The organism is Paenibacillus sp. JT31N17 (genome assembly GCF_056269255.1).
The window spans coordinates 149,175-165,907 of the sequence record NZ_JBWDNP010000014.1; the positions used below are offsets into that span (position 1 = coordinate 149,175).

At 48.8% G+C, this 16,733-nt stretch carries 19 protein-coding genes; 4 read left to right on the forward strand and 15 right to left on the reverse strand.

Features of this window, described 5'->3' with window-relative positions; translation table 11 throughout:
• Nucleotides 1-147: 147 nt before the first annotated feature.
• Nucleotides 148-405 (reverse strand): hypothetical protein, encoded by a 258-nt coding sequence (locus AC0YOB_RS30355; RefSeq protein WP_210038413.1) that lies wholly within the window; start codon nt 403-405, stop codon nt 148-150.
• Entirely contained in the window at nt 405-1,598 is a 1,194-nt protein-coding gene (locus AC0YOB_RS30360) for an NAD(P)/FAD-dependent oxidoreductase (RefSeq protein ID WP_475768683.1), read from the reverse strand. Before AC0YOB_RS30360 ends, AC0YOB_RS30355 begins: the two co-directional genes overlap by 1 nt.
• 323 nt (nt 1,599-1,921) lie before the next feature.
• Between AC0YOB_RS30360 and AC0YOB_RS30365 the strand changes: the two genes are divergently transcribed.
• A complete protein-coding gene (locus AC0YOB_RS30365; RefSeq protein WP_475795993.1) occupies nt 1,922-2,896 on the forward strand; it encodes an NAD(P)/FAD-dependent oxidoreductase in 975 nt (324 codons plus the stop codon).
• A gap of 252 nt (nt 2,897-3,148) precedes the next feature.
• On the opposite strand, the gene sda is transcribed toward AC0YOB_RS30365, so the two are convergent.
• The 10 genes from sda to AC0YOB_RS30415 form a co-directional block, all read right to left on the reverse strand.
• Nucleotides 3,149-3,292, reverse strand: coding sequence for a sporulation histidine kinase inhibitor Sda (gene sda / locus AC0YOB_RS30370; protein ID WP_210038411.1), 144 nt, complete (start codon nt 3,290-3,292; stop codon nt 3,149-3,151).
• Nucleotides 3,293-3,580: 288 nt separating this feature from the next.
• Nucleotides 3,581-4,255 carry a YheC/YheD family protein gene (locus AC0YOB_RS30375; protein ID WP_475795959.1) on the reverse strand — a complete coding sequence of 225 codons (675 nt, stop codon included), beginning with the start codon at nt 4,253-4,255 and terminating at the stop codon, nt 3,581-3,583.
• A gap of 216 nt (nt 4,256-4,471) precedes the next feature.
• Entirely contained in the window at nt 4,472-6,418 is a 1,947-nt protein-coding gene (locus AC0YOB_RS30380) for an FtsX-like permease family protein (RefSeq protein WP_475795960.1), read from the reverse strand.
• Nucleotides 6,393-7,169, reverse strand: coding sequence for an ABC transporter ATP-binding protein (locus AC0YOB_RS30385; protein WP_210038408.1), 777 nt, complete (start codon nt 7,167-7,169; stop codon nt 6,393-6,395). Before AC0YOB_RS30385 ends, AC0YOB_RS30380 begins: the two co-directional genes overlap by 26 nt.
• Before the next feature lie 108 nt (nt 7,170-7,277).
• On the reverse strand, nt 7,278-8,432 hold the full coding sequence (locus AC0YOB_RS30390) for a sensor histidine kinase (protein ID WP_475795961.1): 1,155 nt from the start codon (nt 8,430-8,432) through the stop codon (nt 7,278-7,280).
• Between the two features lie 11 nt (nt 8,433-8,443).
• Entirely contained in the window at nt 8,444-9,160 is a 717-nt protein-coding gene (locus AC0YOB_RS30395) for a response regulator transcription factor (RefSeq protein ID WP_475795962.1), read from the reverse strand.
• A 317-nt stretch (nt 9,161-9,477) separates the two neighbouring features.
• Complete coding sequence (locus AC0YOB_RS30400) at nt 9,478-9,864, reverse strand: LytTR family transcriptional regulator DNA-binding domain-containing protein (protein WP_210038406.1); 387 nt, start codon at nt 9,862-9,864, stop codon at nt 9,478-9,480.
• Nucleotides 9,865-9,996, reverse strand: a complete 132-nt coding sequence (locus AC0YOB_RS30405; protein WP_210038405.1) for a cyclic lactone autoinducer peptide — start codon at nt 9,994-9,996, stop codon at nt 9,865-9,867.
• Nucleotides 9,993-10,517 carry an accessory gene regulator B family protein gene (locus tag AC0YOB_RS30410; RefSeq protein ID WP_475795963.1) on the reverse strand — a complete coding sequence of 175 codons (525 nt, stop codon included), beginning with the start codon at nt 10,515-10,517 and terminating at the stop codon, nt 9,993-9,995. Before AC0YOB_RS30410 ends, AC0YOB_RS30405 begins: the two co-directional genes overlap by 4 nt.
• Nucleotides 10,507-11,169 carry a hypothetical protein gene (locus tag AC0YOB_RS30415; protein WP_475795964.1) on the reverse strand — a complete coding sequence of 221 codons (663 nt, stop codon included), beginning with the start codon at nt 11,167-11,169 and terminating at the stop codon, nt 10,507-10,509. The genes AC0YOB_RS30410 and AC0YOB_RS30415 overlap by 11 nt, the downstream gene beginning before the upstream one ends.
• 352 nt (nt 11,170-11,521) lie before the next feature.
• On the opposite strand from AC0YOB_RS30415, the gene AC0YOB_RS30420 reads away from it, so the two are divergent.
• Together AC0YOB_RS30420 and AC0YOB_RS30425 are read left to right on the forward strand one after the other, a co-directional pair.
• Nucleotides 11,522-12,472 carry an aldo/keto reductase gene (locus AC0YOB_RS30420; RefSeq protein WP_475795965.1) on the forward strand — a complete coding sequence of 317 codons (951 nt, stop codon included), beginning with the start codon at nt 11,522-11,524 and terminating at the stop codon, nt 12,470-12,472.
• Nucleotides 12,473-12,503: 31 nt separating this feature from the next.
• Entirely contained in the window at nt 12,504-13,268 is a 765-nt protein-coding gene (locus AC0YOB_RS30425) for an SDR family NAD(P)-dependent oxidoreductase (RefSeq protein WP_475795966.1), read from the forward strand.
• A 100-nt stretch (nt 13,269-13,368) separates the two neighbouring features.
• Here AC0YOB_RS30425 and AC0YOB_RS30430 read toward each other — a convergent pair whose 3' ends face one another.
• From AC0YOB_RS30430 to trhA, 3 genes are all read right to left on the reverse strand, one after another.
• The gene (locus AC0YOB_RS30430; protein ID WP_210038400.1) at nt 13,369-13,626 is read right to left on the reverse strand and encodes a hypothetical protein; all 258 of its coding nucleotides are present in this window, start codon (nt 13,624-13,626) and stop codon (nt 13,369-13,371) included.
• A gap of 575 nt (nt 13,627-14,201) precedes the next feature.
• Nucleotides 14,202-14,555, reverse strand: coding sequence for an iron-sulfur cluster insertion protein ErpA (gene erpA, locus AC0YOB_RS30435; RefSeq protein WP_210038399.1), 354 nt, complete (start codon nt 14,553-14,555; stop codon nt 14,202-14,204).
• Nucleotides 14,556-14,657: 102 nt separating this feature from the next.
• Nucleotides 14,658-15,299, reverse strand: a complete 642-nt coding sequence (gene trhA, locus AC0YOB_RS30440; protein WP_210038398.1) for a PAQR family membrane homeostasis protein TrhA — start codon at nt 15,297-15,299, stop codon at nt 14,658-14,660.
• Between the two features lie 279 nt (nt 15,300-15,578).
• Between trhA and mqnE the strand changes: the two genes are divergently transcribed.
• A complete protein-coding gene (gene mqnE / locus AC0YOB_RS30445) occupies nt 15,579-16,682 on the forward strand; it encodes an aminofutalosine synthase MqnE (protein WP_210038397.1) in 1,104 nt (367 codons plus the stop codon).
• The last annotated feature ends 51 nt before the right edge of the window (nt 16,683-16,733 follow it).

Here is a 16,733-nt window from a genome sequence, read left to right on the forward strand (position 1 = left end):
ATAAGAGCAGGCGACCGCCGCCCCTATCGCCTTTGCAAGCCTTGTCCTTAAACCATTATAAAAGCGGCCAGCTGCATCAAGTAGATGCACTGGCCGCTTTGCTGTTTCAATATTCATCAGACCTTGTACGCTATGCGGTCACCTGGGTCAATCCTCGTCATTGTCCTCTTCGAGAATCCGCTTCGCCTCCAGATAAGCCTCTGTCTGCCGGTCGCGTTCCCGCCCCTTCTCCTTCAGCCGTTCAATGGCCGGAAGAATCAGCAGGTCCACTTCTTTCTGCACCGTATAGGACAAATCATGCCGGCTCTGCGATTCCAGAAAAGAACCGACCTCCATCAGCGCGTTGTAACGATCCAGCTCCTCACGCGTCAACAGCCCGCGAACCTGTACGCTGCAGTGGCGCATTACAGAAACTTCCCTTTGCGGAGAACAAGAGGAATTCCGCCGATTATATACAAGTATCGGATATCGATCATCTTTTTCAGCCAAGCTGCATAGGAGCCTTTGTACTTCTTGCCGAAAGCGATGCCGACAGCCTCGCCCTTGCCAAGCGATGCGACAGTTCCCTTGTTCTTGAACTCAAACTTCTTGAGCGGCTGGTTGCGGATGGAGGCAACCAGATTATGCGCGCAGGCAACTCCCTGCTGCATCGCAATTTGGGCGGTTGGCGGATAAGGACGGCCTTCCTCGTTAAATATCAAGGAATTATCGCCGATCACATAAATATTCTCATGGCTCACGACACGCAGGGACTCGTCCACCTTCACGCGTCCGCGCATGGTCTCGATGCCGGCTTCCTCGATCAGCCGGTTGCCTCTTACGCCTGCGGCCCAAATGACCGTTGCCGCACGGATTTCTTCGCCCTCGCCGACAATGACGCCATCAGCCGTACATTCCTTGATCGGCGTACCGATCCGGAAGGTGACCCCTTTCTTCGTCAGCACTTCCATTGCGTACTCCACCAGCTCCGGATCAAAGCCCGGCAGCGCGGTAGGAGCCGCTTCGATATTGTACAGCTTCACAAGCGACGGGTCGACATCGTTCTGCTTGCACAGCTCCGGCAGCCTGTCCGCAAGCTCGCCGACAAATTCGATCCCGGTAAAACCTGCTCCGCCGACAACAAACGTCAAATAATCGGTGCGGTGCGGCTCCCGTTTGTAGCGTGCAAACTGATATTCGATATGTTCGCGGATCAGACGAACCGAGTTGATGCTGCGGATATTCATGGCATACTCAAGCATGCCTGGGATCCCGAAGGTCTCCGGCTCTCCGCCGAGACCGATGACCAGATAGTCGTACGACAAGGTCCCGTCCTCGAGAATTACTTTTTTATCCTGTGTGCGAATTTGCACGACAGTCGATTTTACGAAATCGATCTTGAATTCATCAATAAGCTTGGAGATGCTCACGCGCGCGTTCTCCGTTTTGTCCGTTCCGGCAGCCGGCATATGCAGATGCGTTGTAAAATAGTGATAGTCATGCTTGTTCACAAGCGTAACGTCAGCTTCATTATAATTTAATTCTTTCTGAAGACGCAGAGCGGTCAAAATCCCACCATACCCCGCCCCCAGAATCACAATCTTAGGTATGTTACTCATCGCAAAATCCCATCCATTCTTATTTCTCTTTACTTTGTGAAAAATCACACAAACCCAGTCAAAAGTTAAAATTTCTTCCTGCTTTAGTTTGCTGACTGAGAGACGCTTTTATGACAGTTTTCATGAATTCGACAATTCGTTTATTAATACCTCACATGATACAAATTATTTAACAAGTTTTCAAGGGTAAAATATACGAAAAACTTTAGAATAACATACAATTTTTTTATTTCCATCCTTCTTTACGAAAAGCTATAATGATTGAATGGACAAACTAAATCTGGAGGTGACAAACATTGTCTCAAGCTATTGAAACCGAACAAATGAACGATATCGTCATCATTGGCGGCGGTCCGGCGGGTATGTTCGCAGCGTTCTATGCCGGAATGCGCCAGGCATCAGTCAAAATCATTGAGAGCATGCCACAGCTCGGCGGCCAGCTCGCTGCGCTTTATCCTGAGAAATATATATATGATGTTGCCGGATTTCCCAAAATTACGGCGGGAGAGCTCGTCGAGCAGCTCAAAAGGCAAATGAGCCATTTCAGTTCCTCTGTTTGTCTGGAGGAGAAAGTGCTGGAAGTGATCAAACGCGAGGAGCGGCTGTTTGAAATTGTCACGGACAAAACAACCCATTTCGCCAAAGCCGTCATCATTACAGCGGGAGTCGGAGCATTCGAACCACGCCGGCTGGAACTGCCTGAAGCGGCTAAATATGAAAAAAATAATCTTCATTACTTCATCAGCGACTTAAACCAGTTCAAGGGACATCATGTGCTGATCAGCGGCGGCGGCGACTCTGCTGTGGATTGGTCGCTCATGCTGAAGCCGGTCGCAGCCAGCGTTACACTCATTCACCGCCGCGACAAATTCCGAGCCCATGAGCATAGTGTGGACAATCTGATGAATTCGACAGTCAAGGTGCTGACTCCTTATGAAATTACCGCTCTGCACGGCGCAGACAGAATTGAGCGCATTACACTGCAGGATGTGAAATCCAAGGAAATCAGAGAACTGCCTGTCGATTCCGTTATTGTCAATTTCGGCTTTATTTCCTCGCTGGGCCCCATTGCAAATTGGGGCATCGACATCGAGGGCGGCTCGATTGTCGTCGATTCCCGCATGGAAACGAGCGTCCCCGGCATCTTTGCCGCAGGCGATGTGACTACCTATCCCGGCAAGCTCAAATTGATCGCGGTAGGCTTCGGAGAAGCCCCCACAGCCATTAACAATGCGAAGGTGTACATTGATCCGAACGCGAAGCTTTCGCCTGGCCACAGCAGCAACATGAAGTTGTAGAGCCTTCAAATCCTTGTATAAGGGTATCCGGACTTAAGCGGGCGGCATCGTATGCGATGGTTCCCGGGATAAGAGGGATACCCTTTTTTGCTGCGTCCGGCCTGCAATAAACGGCTTGCTTGACTTTGTCGTATGTCATGGCTATTAAATAGAGGAGCTTGCTATTTAAGAAATTGTAGTGTGAGAGTAGCCTCTGAGGTATGGAAAAATGAAATATTTCATTCACGAGGATGTACTGGGACTTTCGGGAAGTCAAGCGGTTATTCGGTATGTTTCAGGATTAATCTGTCTGCGTATCATTTCAACAGTCAACAGCTTGATAAATTCCGGATCTAGGTTGAATTGAATGGCCGAAAGATAGGCATCCACAAGAAGTTCATCAGACAGCATATCCATTGTCCACCCTCCTTTCCTAAATTCTTCCTTGTCATCTTAGCATGTCCCAATAGGCAGAACAAGCGTTCCGATTATCCACAGATAGTTGTGGACAGCATGTGTGTAACTTGTGGGTAAACGTCGAAAAAACAGGAATATCAACGAGGATAATGTGGATAGGGTTATACACAGCCCTCATTCACAAAACCTCAATAAAAAAGTTTGATGGTACTCTATAAACCTATTAACCAATTATATTAAATCCTGTTAACCATTTTGGACAGAAGCAACCGCCCCGAAGGCGATTGATTATTCGGGGCGTGTATTCACTTCGAAAATCCATATTTTACCATTCTTATCAATGCCGTAATCAAAGCCAAGCTGGCCGATTCCTGGAAATTGTCTTTCCAGCACTTCCGTCGCCAACCGGGTTAACCTTCTCATTTGCTGCTTCTTGACTGCTACCGCATTCGAGGAGACGGATAACCGGATTCCTTCCGAACCATTCAAGCGCGTGCCTCCGCGGCATAAATTGGTCACGAACAGTCCTTGACGCGCCAACCGGCCCACAATAGCGGTAATGGCCCAGCTTCCATCGGCCTGTTTCACATGTTTCACTCTGTAATCAATTGGCCGGCCTTTAATAGTTGCCAGCCGTATCCCTTTCTGAATCAAATATCTGCGGCCTTTACGCATCCCGTTAAGAGAATGATAGAGTCCGTCGAAGGAGCCGAAATGTCTTTTTTTCGCATAATACGTATACGCGTAGCCGCTGCCTTCTCTTGTTACCTTGATGACGCCGTGCCCTCCCGCCCCGACGACGGGCTTAATGACGACCATTCCGTGCGCCTGCAGCATGCTTCTCAGATTGTCTGAAGAAAACATGCGGGTCGGCGGAATATGCGATGCAATTTCATTTTGCGAGAGCAGTGCCGAAGTCTTGGCCCACTTGCTGGCTAACTGCCTTCCCTGACCTTCACCCATAAAGCCATCTCCTTTTCTGTTGTGAGTCTACTAACAATATATGCCTCAAAGACAGGTCTCTCTTGGATGATTGAACGGGGCAACTCGCCTTATTTAATAGCCTGATAGAAAAAGAGGCTGCCGGGAGGCCCCCTGATAAAGGGATCCTCACGGCAGCCGCAGGCTGATTATAGATAAAGTTCGCGCATATTCGCGGATATTGGCTTCTGCTTTTTACTAAACAGCGGGATTCAGCATCCGCTTCGTATAACCGGAGCAGGCCACCGAAAAATATATGCTCTGCATGATGACATAGATCCCGATTACAGTCCCGGCATAAATCCAGATATCCGCCTGCATCAGCGTACTGAGCGCCTTCATCGCAAAGCACATGTGAATGATGCCGACGACGACGGGCACATAGAAAATAATGCCTACCTGCGTAGCTACGATTCTTCTGATTTCGCCCGCTGTCATTCCGATTCTCGTGAGCGCGCGGAATTGGAGCTGATCCTCTTTCATTTCCGTGAACAGCTTGAAGTACAGCACGCTTCCGGAAGCGATAAAGAACAGCAGGCTGACAAACAATCCTACGAATAAGGTCAAGGATGAAGATTGATGGGTCTGAAGGAACGAACTGACGCGATAGGTCATGGCATGATCCGACTCCGATTTCGGTATAAGCTTCTCGATCTTTTCCACCGTCGGCAGCGCGGTTTGCCAGTCCTTGATTTCGAAGCCGTAGTTGACAATTTGCCTGGATTCCGGAGTCGCTGCGAGCAATGTCCCATACTGCGTATCATCCACGACGATCAGTGTAGTGAAATAATCAATCGGGCTAATAATGGCTCCGAACAGATAGCCGTCAACGCTGAACGACTGCTCTGTGCCGTTGACCTGCATGGTTACCGAAGGGCCTTCAAAAGGAGGCAGCGTCTCCTGCTCGATATAGGGGAAAACAACCCTCGCATGACCTGTATCAATGGAAAGCCGCGGCCTGTTCATCAGTCCCGCCACCTGGTTGTAGTCGGATTCGGACACGATAGCGGAGTCGTATTGGGCCCGCAATGTCTTATGCCCTTCTGCCGGAGTCACCTCTTCGCCGGGTATACCGACAACTCTGGTCTCATAGGCAAGCTTCCGTCCATCCTGTTTAAGAATGCTTTTGAGCTTGGCCGGATCCAGCACATTACGGGCATTCAGTCCATTTTCCACAAAGCCGATCGTTTGCGGGGTATGGGAAAGAAGCTGCTTCTCCCCTTCCTGCTGGAAGGCGTAGACCGTACCGGAGGCCGTCAGAATAACCGCGCTGAGGATCGATACCATAAACAGGATACGGGCATTATCCTTCAGCTTGTAAGCAACCTGCGAGAATATAATCATGTTGGTACGGTTATAAAAAATCGATTTGCTCCGCTGCACCATCCGGACAAGGGCAACACTGCACTGCGTAAACAGAAAATACGTTCCAATAACGACAAGTCCCAGAATCGGGAACATCACGAGCAAAAAATTTGACGTATCCATGACATAGGCCAGCATGTAGCCCAAAACAAGGCAGAGGACCGACAGAATAGTCAGCCACATGGAATATAAGGGCTGGCGCTTCGGCTGGTTGGCTTCCTTCAGCAGCTCAATGATCTCCGAACGTCCGACGCGAATGCTTGTAAGCCAGGTCAATACATTAAACAGAGCAAAGTAGCCTATTGCCGTCAGCAGTACGGCTTTCAGCGGCACAGCAAAACGGATGGGGCTCTCAACGCCAAGCAGCGAGGCCATCGCCATGAAAAAAAGCTTGCTGAGCAGCATTCCGATCCCTAATCCTGCCGCAATTGCGAGGACAGCGATAATGACACTTTCGATGATGAGCATGCGGCGCAGTTGATTTCCCGTCATGCCGAACAGGGTATACAGGCCAAATTCCTTCTTGCGGGTTTTCAGAAAAGCCGAATTGGCATACAGCACGAAGAAGAAAGAAAAAATCACGACAATGTACTGGCAGGCTTCCATTCCCGATCTTACCTTCTCCGCTGCCTCGATATGGCCGTTCACAACATCGGGATGAAAGATAAACGCGCCATACATATAAAAGACAATGACCGAAAATACGCTGCTCAGAAAGAAGGCATTGTAAGCCCGCCAATTTCCCCGGATGCTGCTAATCGCGAGCGAGCGGAATGTCATCGAAGTTCCCTCCCAGCAGACTGAGCGAGTCCAGAATTTGCTGAAAGAACATCTGGCGGCTGGCGCCGCGCCGGATTTCCGAATAAAATTTGCCGTCCTTGATAAACACAATCCGCTTGCAGTAGCTGGCGGCAAACGGATCATGCGTAACCATCGCAATCGTGGCGCCTGCATTTTCATTCAGATCCTTCAAGGATTCCATGACATCCTTGGCCGCTTTGGAATCGAGGTTTCCCGTTAATTCATCGGCAAGCAGTATCGAGGGCTGATGAATCATTGCCCGGGCAATAGCCGCCCTCTGCTTCTGGCCTCCCGATATTTCATAAGTCCGTTTGCCAAGAATATCTGTTATGCCCAGAAGCTCGGCATAAGGAGCCAGTGCTTCTTCAATTTTGCGCGGCGCAAGTCCCTCCAGCACAAGCGGCAGAACGATATTTTCCTTGATCGACAAGGTGTCGAGCAGGTTGAAGTCCTGGAACACGAAGCCCAGCTGCCGGCGCCTGAACAAGGCAAGCTCTTTATTCCCAAGACGGGCCGGCTCCGTGCCGTTGATCACAATCCGGCCGGAGGTGGGTTTGTCGATGGTGGCGAGCAGGTTGAGAAGCGTCGTTTTGCCGCTGCCCGAAGGACCCATAATACCGACAAACTCCCCCTTCGCCACTTCAAAATCAATGTCTTCCAGCGCTTTATAGGTCACGTTTCCTTTGGAGCTGTATGTTTTGCTCAAGTTTTCCGTCTTCAATACACTCATAGCCGTTCCCTCCAAAAACATATTCGATGATAGTCCAAGTATAAAGCTATTGGAGGCACGCTCTCCATCGATTTCGCTTTCAAAGTCCGGCCTATTCTTACAATAATGTCACTTTCCATTGAACTTGAACAAGCTTTGCGAAGCAAAAGAGATCGTCAGGGTCGTCCCACCGCCTCCCGGCACGGATTCGACCGCAAGTCCATGTCCAAGCTTGCCGCATACGCTCTTGGCCAGAAACAGCCCCATTCCCGTAGACTCTTCCACCAATCTGCCGTTATCGCCCGTAAAAAAAGGATCGAACACCCGCGGCAAATCATGTGCCGGAATGCCGATGCCCTCATCCTTCACCTTCAGCGCGGTCTTCCCGTTCTCCGTCTCAATGAGCAGCAGCAGCTTCTTTGTACTCTGCTTGTGCTTGCTGTATTTAATCGCGTTCCCTACCAGCTGATTAATGACAAATGCGATCCACTTCTCATCGGTCTGAACAAGCGCTTCCCCCGTAATCTGCGGATAAATGGAATATTTGATGCATAGACGCTTGTAGGAATTCACGACCCGTCTAGCAATTTCATGAAGCGGCACGGTGCGAATGCGGACATCCAGCTCGAATTTATCCAGTCTTGCCGTGTAGAGCATCATATCAAGCCCTCTGGTCAAACGTTCCGTTTCCTCCCGGATGCTGCTGAGGCTTGGAGTGGACGATGGGCGGTTATTTTCTTCCTGCGCCTGCTCCTCATACTGAATCATCAGATCAATGACTGAAATTGGCGTCTTCATCTGATGCACCCATTGATGGATAAAATGCTGATGAATCTCCTGCTGCTTGCGGTAACGGCTCAGCTCATTCATGTATGCCTCATGCTGTGCCTGCAGGAGACGCTGCACGGCGAGCTGGTCCCCTGTCACGCCCGAGCGGACCCGCAGCGCGGCATCAAGCTCCGAGGCATGCAGAATTGCTTCATCCAGCTGGCGATAATAGGCACGCTGCCGGATGTAATCCAGCAATAGCCATACGGACAAGCAGCATAAAACAAGCACCCCCGCATAAACGACGGTAGCCGGATCCAAATGGGTCGGATAAAAAATTTGACCAAGAACAAGAGCCGCTCCTGCAAGGAATAAAGAAACAATGAAGGCGGCTATATAGGACAAGCGGTCGCGGAAATAACGCAGCGGTGAAGCCGCGGACATAAGAGCGCCGGCAGATTGATAAGAATGCTTCCCTTGTTCATGGCCGCCTGTTATCTCTTCCTCCTCATGCATAATGTTATCCCTCATTCCTGGACTGATTCCTGACGGGCGGCTTTCAGCTCGAATTTATAACCCTGTCCCCTGACCGTTTCTATAACGCCAATCAGCCCTAGTTCCTCGAGCTTCTTGCGCAGTCTTGTCACATTGACACTAAGCGTATTATCATCGACAAACTGTACGTCATCCCATAAGGTTTCGAGCAGTCGCTCCCGGGCTACAATCCGTCCGGCTTGACCGATCAGAATTTCGGCCAGCTGGCATTCGTTTTTGGTAAGCGGGGACAGCTTCCCCTGCCACTCCAGCTCGCCTCTGCTTATATGCAGCTTTAGTCCGCCGGCTTCCAATTCCATACTGGGCACGGCCGCCATCGCATATTCACCATAGGTCCTGCGCAGCAGGCTTTTGATTTTGGCCAGCAGCAGATCCAGCGGAATCGGCTTGGTCACATAATCATCGCCGCCATTCTCAATCGCCATCACCTGGTCCATTTCACCGGCACGGGCTGAGACGAATATGATGGGCGCGCTTGTGACCGTACGGAATTGCCTGCACCAATAATAACCGTCAAAATGAGGGAGATGGATATCAAGCAGAATCAGATCCGGCTGCGCCTCGGCCATTTCCCGCTTTAAATCATGGAACCGCTCGGCGCGCACCGCACCGAAGCCATATTTTACAAGCGACTGCATGAGCAGACCGCTGATTTTGTCATCGTCCTCAACAATGAATATATTGTACATTCATGAGCTCCTCCTTCCACCCGGTATTTACTGCAAATCCTATCACAGGCAGGAGCATTCGTCATCTTGGGTATATATAATGTAAATTCAAAAAGATCAGGTTTTCAGCATCGAGAATATTGAATAAAGCTAGGGAAAGAGGAGCGGAGCGTAGGCCAAACCTACGTGAGCGCCGGAAGTCCCGGCTGAATTCAATATTCGATGTCGATTATGCTTCTTGAACTGCTTCATGATCAAATATGGCTTTTTGAACAACCTACATAAAAAAAGCACCACCGACGAGAGATACTATCATCTCTGCCCAGAGGTGCGCTTCTTTAACCGTTTGAGAAATTAATGCGTTTATCTTTAATTGCAGCAGGCTTGCTGAACATTTCAACATTTTTCTTGTGAACTCTCGATACGGGCGCGTTGGGCGCATCCTTGGAGGCCGGGTGCTGCTCGAAAAACACGCAGGACCGCTCTTCATCAAAATATTCGATTTTGTTCATCTGCACGAGATAACCGCGTTCGACTTTCTGGAACCCGTTAGTCATTAAGAAGCGCTCTTGTTCCTCCAGTGTCGAAATCTGGCTGTACGTCTCTTCCTTTGTTTGGTACATCAATGTGCGGTCTTGTATGAAGGTGTAGAGAACGTCTGCTACGTCGATCATTTCAATCTCGTACTCTTTCCTGTTCAACCGCTTTACTACGGGAATTTGCATTTAAACTCCCTTCCTTCTAAGTTCTTCTGGAATTGGCGGGTTGTACAAATAGAAAAGACAGCCCGTAAAAACAAAAAGCGACGCAGCTGAAACAATAATAGCTCCCAATAATTTATAAGCCCGCTTTTTCATTTATTTTTTTCACCCCCTTTAATTGGTAAAAGGATGGACTGGGTCGCAAAGGTGAGAGCAAGCAAATCGGAGCCGATAAAAAAGTTTGATGCCACAATGGCGGAAGCCACTACCTTCAATAGAGGATAATACCGCTCTGGGATTCTGGCGTGCTGATCATAGTTGGAGGGAGCAAATAATACCATCATGACAAATGCCGCTGCAGTAATGAGATAGACCCATAAGCTGGCTACATGAATGTGCGGGATCGCGGCGAGTACGATCGAAGAAGCGGCAATGCAGCCGAGGCTGGTTGGAAGGTGATAACCTCCGGTCAGAAACCGGATGACCGCCAATAAGACAATAACAACCGACGTTTTTGCAGGCTCCCCTGTAACAATTCCCAGTACGGAAGCCAGCAGAATTATTGAAACCGTATTCACCAGAATATGCAGTACATAAGAAATAACAGGGACCGATGGCGGCTCGTTGCCGCTGGCTGCTATCCGTGCATGCAATTGCTCGGCTGCTTTATGAAGCATCCTCATGATCCTTTCTGAATGAATAATATAAAAATAAAGGTACCGAAATAATAAATATGGCATTGGAGAGTATGATGTAATCCTTGAACTCATTTTTAAATAAGAAGGCGGTTAAACATGCGGCAACAGCGGCAATGACGATAATGACAAGCAGTAAAGCATTCACGCCGGAAATTCTTACATATGCGCGATGTGAGGTCGGAACATAATCAAATCCCCAGTTTTTGATAAAAATCAAACGGCTGAACCCGATGACAAGCAGAGCGGATAGCGCTTGTGTCGCTGCGCTGGCTAAAGCATTATCTTGTATCGTTCCAAGCGGCGTTCCTGACTGCCAAAGAAATAATATGACCAGCCCCTGCACCGCAAATCCGAATACAAATCCCGCACCGTTCATGACGATTGAATAGTATAAAGGAACCCGGAACAGAACCCACATCGCGATAATTAATAAAGTAAGCTGAATGTACGAGGACAATTCGCCGATTTCGGGATTAAGCCGTGTAAAATAGGAAACCTGACTCATGATAAAGGATACAAAAACGAGATAAAACATGCGATCTCTGAACCGGAAACGAAACAAGGCGAACATAAAGATGAAATAAGAGAAGTACTCAATGATAGACCCTGCTACAAACAGCGCATAGGACACGCACTAACGCCCCTTTGGATGATAAATTCTACAATGATGAATGATTCATCCCTCATTAAGACGAACCTGAACGTTATTTGTCTATTTTTACCTCAGTATAGCAGAGATTTTCAATATAAAAAATATAAACTTTCATATATAGAAGACGCCAAAAAAAAGCATTTCCCGCTCCGAGTGTCAGCGTTTTCTTTGCTGTTAGGCCTGCGCTTTAGTAAACCTCAGGTAACTAGGTAATAATATTTTCAGTTCTTCTCCTATTCTATTTGTTTAACTATACTATGGATAAGGAAGCAGGTAGAAACAGCCGTGCCTGCCGTTAAGATTGATGACTAATTTAAAGGAGTGACCATTTGTGAAATACCGCAAGTTGGGCAAGAATGGCCCCGACATTTCCGTAATCGGCTTTGGGTCATGGGCAATCGGCGGTGGAGGCTGGGCCAGCGCCTGGGGAAGCCAGGACGATCAGTCCTCCATCGACAGCGTCCGCGCCGCGCTGGATGCAGGGGTCACTTTTTTTGATACGGCAGCCGTATACGGACTGGGTCATTCGGAGGAAGTGCTGGGTCAAGCGTTGAAATCCGACCGCAGCCGTATTGTTCTTGCGACCAAATGCGGCCTTGTCTGGGATGAGAACCGCAATCCTGCACGGAGCGCTGCCTACGATTCCGTCCTGCAGGAAGCAGAAGCCTCCTTGCGCCGCCTCGGAACCGATTATATCGATTTATATCAGGTTCATTGGCCGGATGCCGAGGTTCCCGCCGAAGAGACGATGCGTGCCCTGGACAAGCTTGTACAGGACGGCAAAGTCCGTTATGTCGGTGTAAGCAATTATGATGTTCCCCTGCTCAAGCAGTCGCTTGCCGTCCGTCATGTCGATTCCCTTCAGCCGCCTTATTCCATTCTGCGGCCGGCAGCCGAAAAAGAACTGCTGCCTTTCTGTCTGGAGAACGGCATCGGCGTTGTCGCTTACAGTCCTCTAACCTCGGGGTTGCTGTCAGGCAATTATACGTACGATACAACCTTTGAGGAAGGAGATTGGCGCTCCCGCAACAAAGCCCATACCGGCGAGGGCCTGCGCAGCAATGTGGACAAGGCGGAGAAGCTGAAAGCGGTTGCCGAACGCTGCGGGATTACGCTTCCGCAGCTGGCTGTCGCTTACGATCTCGCTCATCCCGCCATTACCAGTGCAATCGTAGGAGTCCGCAAGCCAAGCCATATTCTCGGTGTGCTTCCCGCAGCGGATGTTGCGCTGGATGATGCAACTCTGGCGGAAATCCGCGCTATTGCCTCCGCCGAATCATAATATTTCAATCAGGAAAGGTGACGAGAATCTCATGCAAATTGATTTATCCAATAAAACAGCGCTTGTAACAGGCGCGACCGGAGAGCTCGGAAGAGTGATCGCAGGCACTCTGGCACAATGCGGTGCGGACATCCTTGTTCATTATCATCAAAATGCCGCCAAAGCCGAGCAGCTCAAGCAGCAGATCGAAGCTCTTGGCCGTAGAGCCATTACCGTCCAGGCGGATGTGGCGGATTTGAATTCAGTCAAACAAATGCAGCAAACTGCTCTGGATGCCGGATTCGGCTCCCCTGATATCGTGGTTGCAAACGCTGTGTCCCAATACTCCTGGACATCCGTCCTGGAGCAGGATTCCAGTGATTATGTCGATCAATTTAATTCCTGCGTCCTGCAGGCCGTCCATCTGTCCAAAGTTTTCGTTCCTGCCATGATTGAGCGCAAGGCTGGCCGGGTTGTCGCCATTAATACGGAATGCGCCATGCAGAATTTCCCTAACCAATCGGCTTATGTAGCCGGCAAGCGCGGCATGGATGGCGTCTACCGGGTGCTGGCAAAAGAAATTGGCGAGCATCAAATCACCGTAAATCAGGTCGCACCCGGATGGACCATCAGCGAGAAAGACCGCTTGAACAATACCGAACGCAGCGAAAGCTACGAAAGCACGGTGCCGCTCAAACGCCGGGGCACGGATCAGGAAATCGCCAATGTGGTTGCCTTCCTTGCTTCCGATTTGTCCAGCTTCATCACCGGAGCATATATTCCGGTAGCAGGCGGCAATGTAATGGCGACGATATAATCTTTACCAGCATACAAAAACAGCCCTGCACGTATTGTGCAGGGCTGTTTTCCTTGTATTGAAGTCTCGCTGCAAGCATTATACCTCCGCAGCCCTTGTGCTAATGACGCGATTTCCCAAGCTGGATATGCTGGAGATTGGGAAAGCGTGTCAGGCGGAATTTTCCGGTCCGGTGGTTTTGCGGAGTTAAAGTATATTCATCGGCGTTTTGCTTTTGCAATTCATCATTTTGCTGGGTTGGAATAGATACGATCCCGCTGGAAATAAATTCGAGCATCCGTTCCTTGTCAAGATCAAGAGCCTGAGCAATATGCAGAATGTCTAATTCAAAAGGTGAATTCACATTAAGAACAGTCAAAGTATATTTCCTCCTTACTCCTATATATCTATACCTAAATTATAGGCGATCAGGCCAAAGGAGGCTGTCGAAACCTGTAACATTAAAGAAATTTTAGAATCCCGGGTTTTAGGGATTCTTTTTGTCGACAATTATAAGAAATAAGGAACATTTTTGTAAGGTATTTATCACTTTTGGAGTCGCATTCAAAACCGTCCCAAATGCTTGATAATTCTGAGAAATTGAAGATCACCCGAATTGAAAAAAAGAAATTATGAGAAAAATGAGAAATAAAAAGAGGTTGGAAGTGGTACATAGGACAGAAAAATGAGGGATCAGTAAAGATCTAGGCGAAGGAGACTAAATTATAGCATATCGTAGTCATCAAGCATTAAATGGTCCCGGGACTACTTCTTACAAAAACCTTACAAAAATCATCTCTCCGATATGAAGGATGTCGTCTTAATAGTTGGACATTAAATACAATCAGATTTGATTAGAGGAACATATTTCGCATAAAAACCTTCCAGAATTATGTATGGAATCTACATAACCCCAGAAGGTTGATGATAGCTCTTTAGAAAAATGAACTCAGCTTAGCAATCGCCGGGCTTACCTGCCGCCACTGCCGTGCGGAAAGAAGATCCGCAGCCGCATGTAGCCGATGCATTGGGATTGTTGATGGTGAAGCCTCCGCCCATGGCCGACTCCTTGAAGTCGATTTCAAGGCCGTTCAGATATTGCATGCTTTCATTATCGACCACAACTTTAAGTCCGCTGTATTCGATCACTTTGTCGTCGTCATGCTGCTCGTCGTCAAAGCCCATGCCATATGAGAATCCGCTGCAGCCGCCTTCCTTCACACCGATGCGCAGAAACAGATTCGGCGTTTCCTCGGAGCTGAGCATTTCTTTTATTTTTTCATTTGCAGTTTCGCTAATGTTAATCATTCATAATCCCTCCCAATCCAAAATAGTCGGTACAACTCTTGTGTTACTTACTTATTTAGTATACTCCACTTTACGCTGCGGCTCAATATGCAGCCATCCCTTTTAATGAGGCAGAATATAGAGAATGGCGAAAAAATGAAGCACCGATCCGCCTAGTACAAACAAATGCCACACCGCATGGTGATAAGGGAAACTCCGCCACATGTAGAAGATTGTGCCGAAGCTGTACAAGAGCCCGCCGATGATCAGCAGATGCAGGCCTCCCGGCGCGAAATGCTCTTTGAGCGGCCCCCAGGCGAATACGATCATCCACCCCATCAGCAAATAGAGAATCGTCGAGGTAAACAGGAATCTGGAAGCGAAAAACGATTTGAATACAACCCCGCAAATCGCTACTCCCCAAATGATGCCAAAAAATGTCCAGCCCTCTGCTCCCTTCACCAGGTGAAGCAGAATGGGGGTGTAAGTTCCCGCTATAAATAAATAGATGCAGGCATGGTCCATTTTCTCAAAAACATTCTTCGCTCTGCCGGCCGGAAAGCTGTGCAGCAGCGTCGAACAGGTATATAACAGCAGCATCATTGTACCGTAAATCGTGAAACTAACCACATGGGATGCCTGCCCCTTGAGCGCGGCAAAAACAATAAGCAGCACGAGCGCCGCCACACTCAGCACGGCCCCAACACCATGGGTCAGCGCGTTGGCCATTTCTTCCCTGCGTGAATACGTATGCGTATTTGCCAATTCAACACCTCTTTTCCTTCTTCTATTATACCCCAACATCCGTCAAGACGATAATAAGACCAGAGCGGTTTGCAGGATAATTTAACAACCTCAGGCGTACCTCGCTTGACTTTGTGGTTGCCGCTCGACGGATGTAGGTTTATAATAAGGTCAGTTAATGTTCGATTGGGGTCACTACAGTATGCGTAAGTGACTTTTTTCACAAAGTATCTTTTCATGTCTTACCCATATCATCCGGACCTATGCAAACAGCGCCCGGCGGACTAGGAGGAAGCCGTCATGAATGTAGCCGTACCTACAGAAGACAAGCAGATGCAAGATATTATTGAGAAAGTTCGCTCCGGCGAACGCCTTTCCCGGGAAGATGGGGAATTTCTTTACAGTTCCGATGATCTCTTGACCATTGGGCAGTTGGCGAATGAAGTCAACATGAAGAAAAATGGCCGCAAGGTTTATTTTATTGAGAATATGAGTCTGTACTTCACCAATGTTTGCGAAGCGCACTGCGCTTTTTGCAATTTCCGCAAGGATGAAGGCGAAGAAGGCTCGTACACACTTTCCGGGGCCGAAATGATCGCTTATGTGGAGCAGCATTTTCACCCGGGTGTCCGGGAATTTCACATTGTCGGCGGTCATAATCCCCATGTGCCGTTTCAATATTACGTGGATTCGTTAAAAGCATTACATGAGCGTTTTCCAGAAGTGACGCTCAAAGCCTACACGGCCGCCGAAATTGATTTCTTCTCGCGAATCAGCGGACTGAGCTACCGCGAGGTACTTGAAGAGCTGATGAAAGCAGGTCTGAAAAGCCTGACCGGCGGCGGAGCGGAAATTCTCTCCGATGAATACCGCAAAAAAATGCGCGTGGAAAAAGCGGATGTATCGCAATATCTTGAGGTTCACCGTACCGCCCACAACCTTGGACTCCGCACACATACAACGATGCTTTACGGCTCCGTTGAGAAGCATGCAGACCGGATCAATCATATGCTGCAAATCCGCGAGCTGCAGGATGAGACGAACGGCTTTTTGGTGTTTATTCCCCTTTCCATGCAGCCCATCAGCCCGCGGGCCGGCATACGCCGCCGCAACTCGGCTTTTGAGGATTTGAAGACCATCGCGATCAGCCGGCTCATGCTGGATAACTTTCAGCATATAAAAGCTTATTTTATAAATATTGGCACACAGCTGACTCAAGTGTCTCTTACGATGGGCGCTTCGGATGTTCACGGCACGATACTCAAAGAGCGCATCAGTCATGCTGCCGGCGCGCTTACTCCCGAGGGCATTACGCGCGAGGATCTGATCTGGCTGGTTAAAGGGGCTGGACGTATTCCCATTGAACGGGATACTTTCTATAACGAAGTAAAGGTTTATGAGTAAGGAAGAGGACATTCACGCGCATACTAAGCATCATCAGAATTGCAGATGATA

Bases quoted from the DNA above. Each gene is read 5' to 3' on its own strand.
- AC0YOB_RS30355 (WP_210038413.1), bottom strand. From the start codon at position 405: ATGCGCCACTGCAGCGTACAGGTTCGCGGGCTGTTGACGCGTGAGGAG.
- AC0YOB_RS30360 (WP_475768683.1), bottom strand. From the start codon at position 1,598: ATGAGTAACATACCTAAGATTGTGATTCTGGGGGCGGGGTATGGTGGG.
- AC0YOB_RS30365 (WP_475795993.1), top strand. From the start codon at position 1,922: ATGAACGATATCGTCATCATTGGCGGCGGTCCGGCGGGTATGTTCGCA.
- sda (WP_210038411.1), bottom strand. From the start codon at position 3,292: ATGGATATGCTGTCTGATGAACTTCTTGTGGATGCCTATCTTTCGGCC.
- AC0YOB_RS30375 (WP_475795959.1), bottom strand. From the start codon at position 4,255: ATGGGTGAAGGTCAGGGAAGGCAGTTAGCCAGCAAGTGGGCCAAGACT.
- AC0YOB_RS30380 (WP_475795960.1), bottom strand. From the start codon at position 6,418: ATGACATTCCGCTCGCTCGCGATTAGCAGCATCCGGGGAAATTGGCGG.
- AC0YOB_RS30385 (WP_210038408.1), bottom strand. From the start codon at position 7,169: ATGAGTGTATTGAAGACGGAAAACTTGAGCAAAACATACAGCTCCAAA.
- AC0YOB_RS30390 (WP_475795961.1), bottom strand. From the start codon at position 8,432: ATGCATGAGGAGGAAGAGATAACAGGCGGCCATGAACAAGGGAAGCAT.
- AC0YOB_RS30395 (WP_475795962.1), bottom strand. From the start codon at position 9,160: ATGTACAATATATTCATTGTTGAGGACGATGACAAAATCAGCGGTCTG.
- AC0YOB_RS30400 (WP_210038406.1), bottom strand. From the start codon at position 9,864: ATGCAAATTCCCGTAGTAAAGCGGTTGAACAGGAAAGAGTACGAGATT.
- AC0YOB_RS30405 (WP_210038405.1), bottom strand. From the start codon at position 9,996: ATGAAAAAGCGGGCTTATAAATTATTGGGAGCTATTATTGTTTCAGCT.
- AC0YOB_RS30410 (WP_475795963.1), bottom strand. From the start codon at position 10,517: ATGCTTCATAAAGCAGCCGAGCAATTGCATGCACGGATAGCAGCCAGC.
- AC0YOB_RS30425 (WP_475795966.1), top strand. From the start codon at position 12,504: ATGCAAATTGATTTATCCAATAAAACAGCGCTTGTAACAGGCGCGACC.
- erpA (WP_210038399.1), bottom strand. From the start codon at position 14,555: ATGATTAACATTAGCGAAACTGCAAATGAAAAAATAAAAGAAATGCTC.
- mqnE (WP_210038397.1), top strand. From the start codon at position 15,579: ATGAATGTAGCCGTACCTACAGAAGACAAGCAGATGCAAGATATTATT.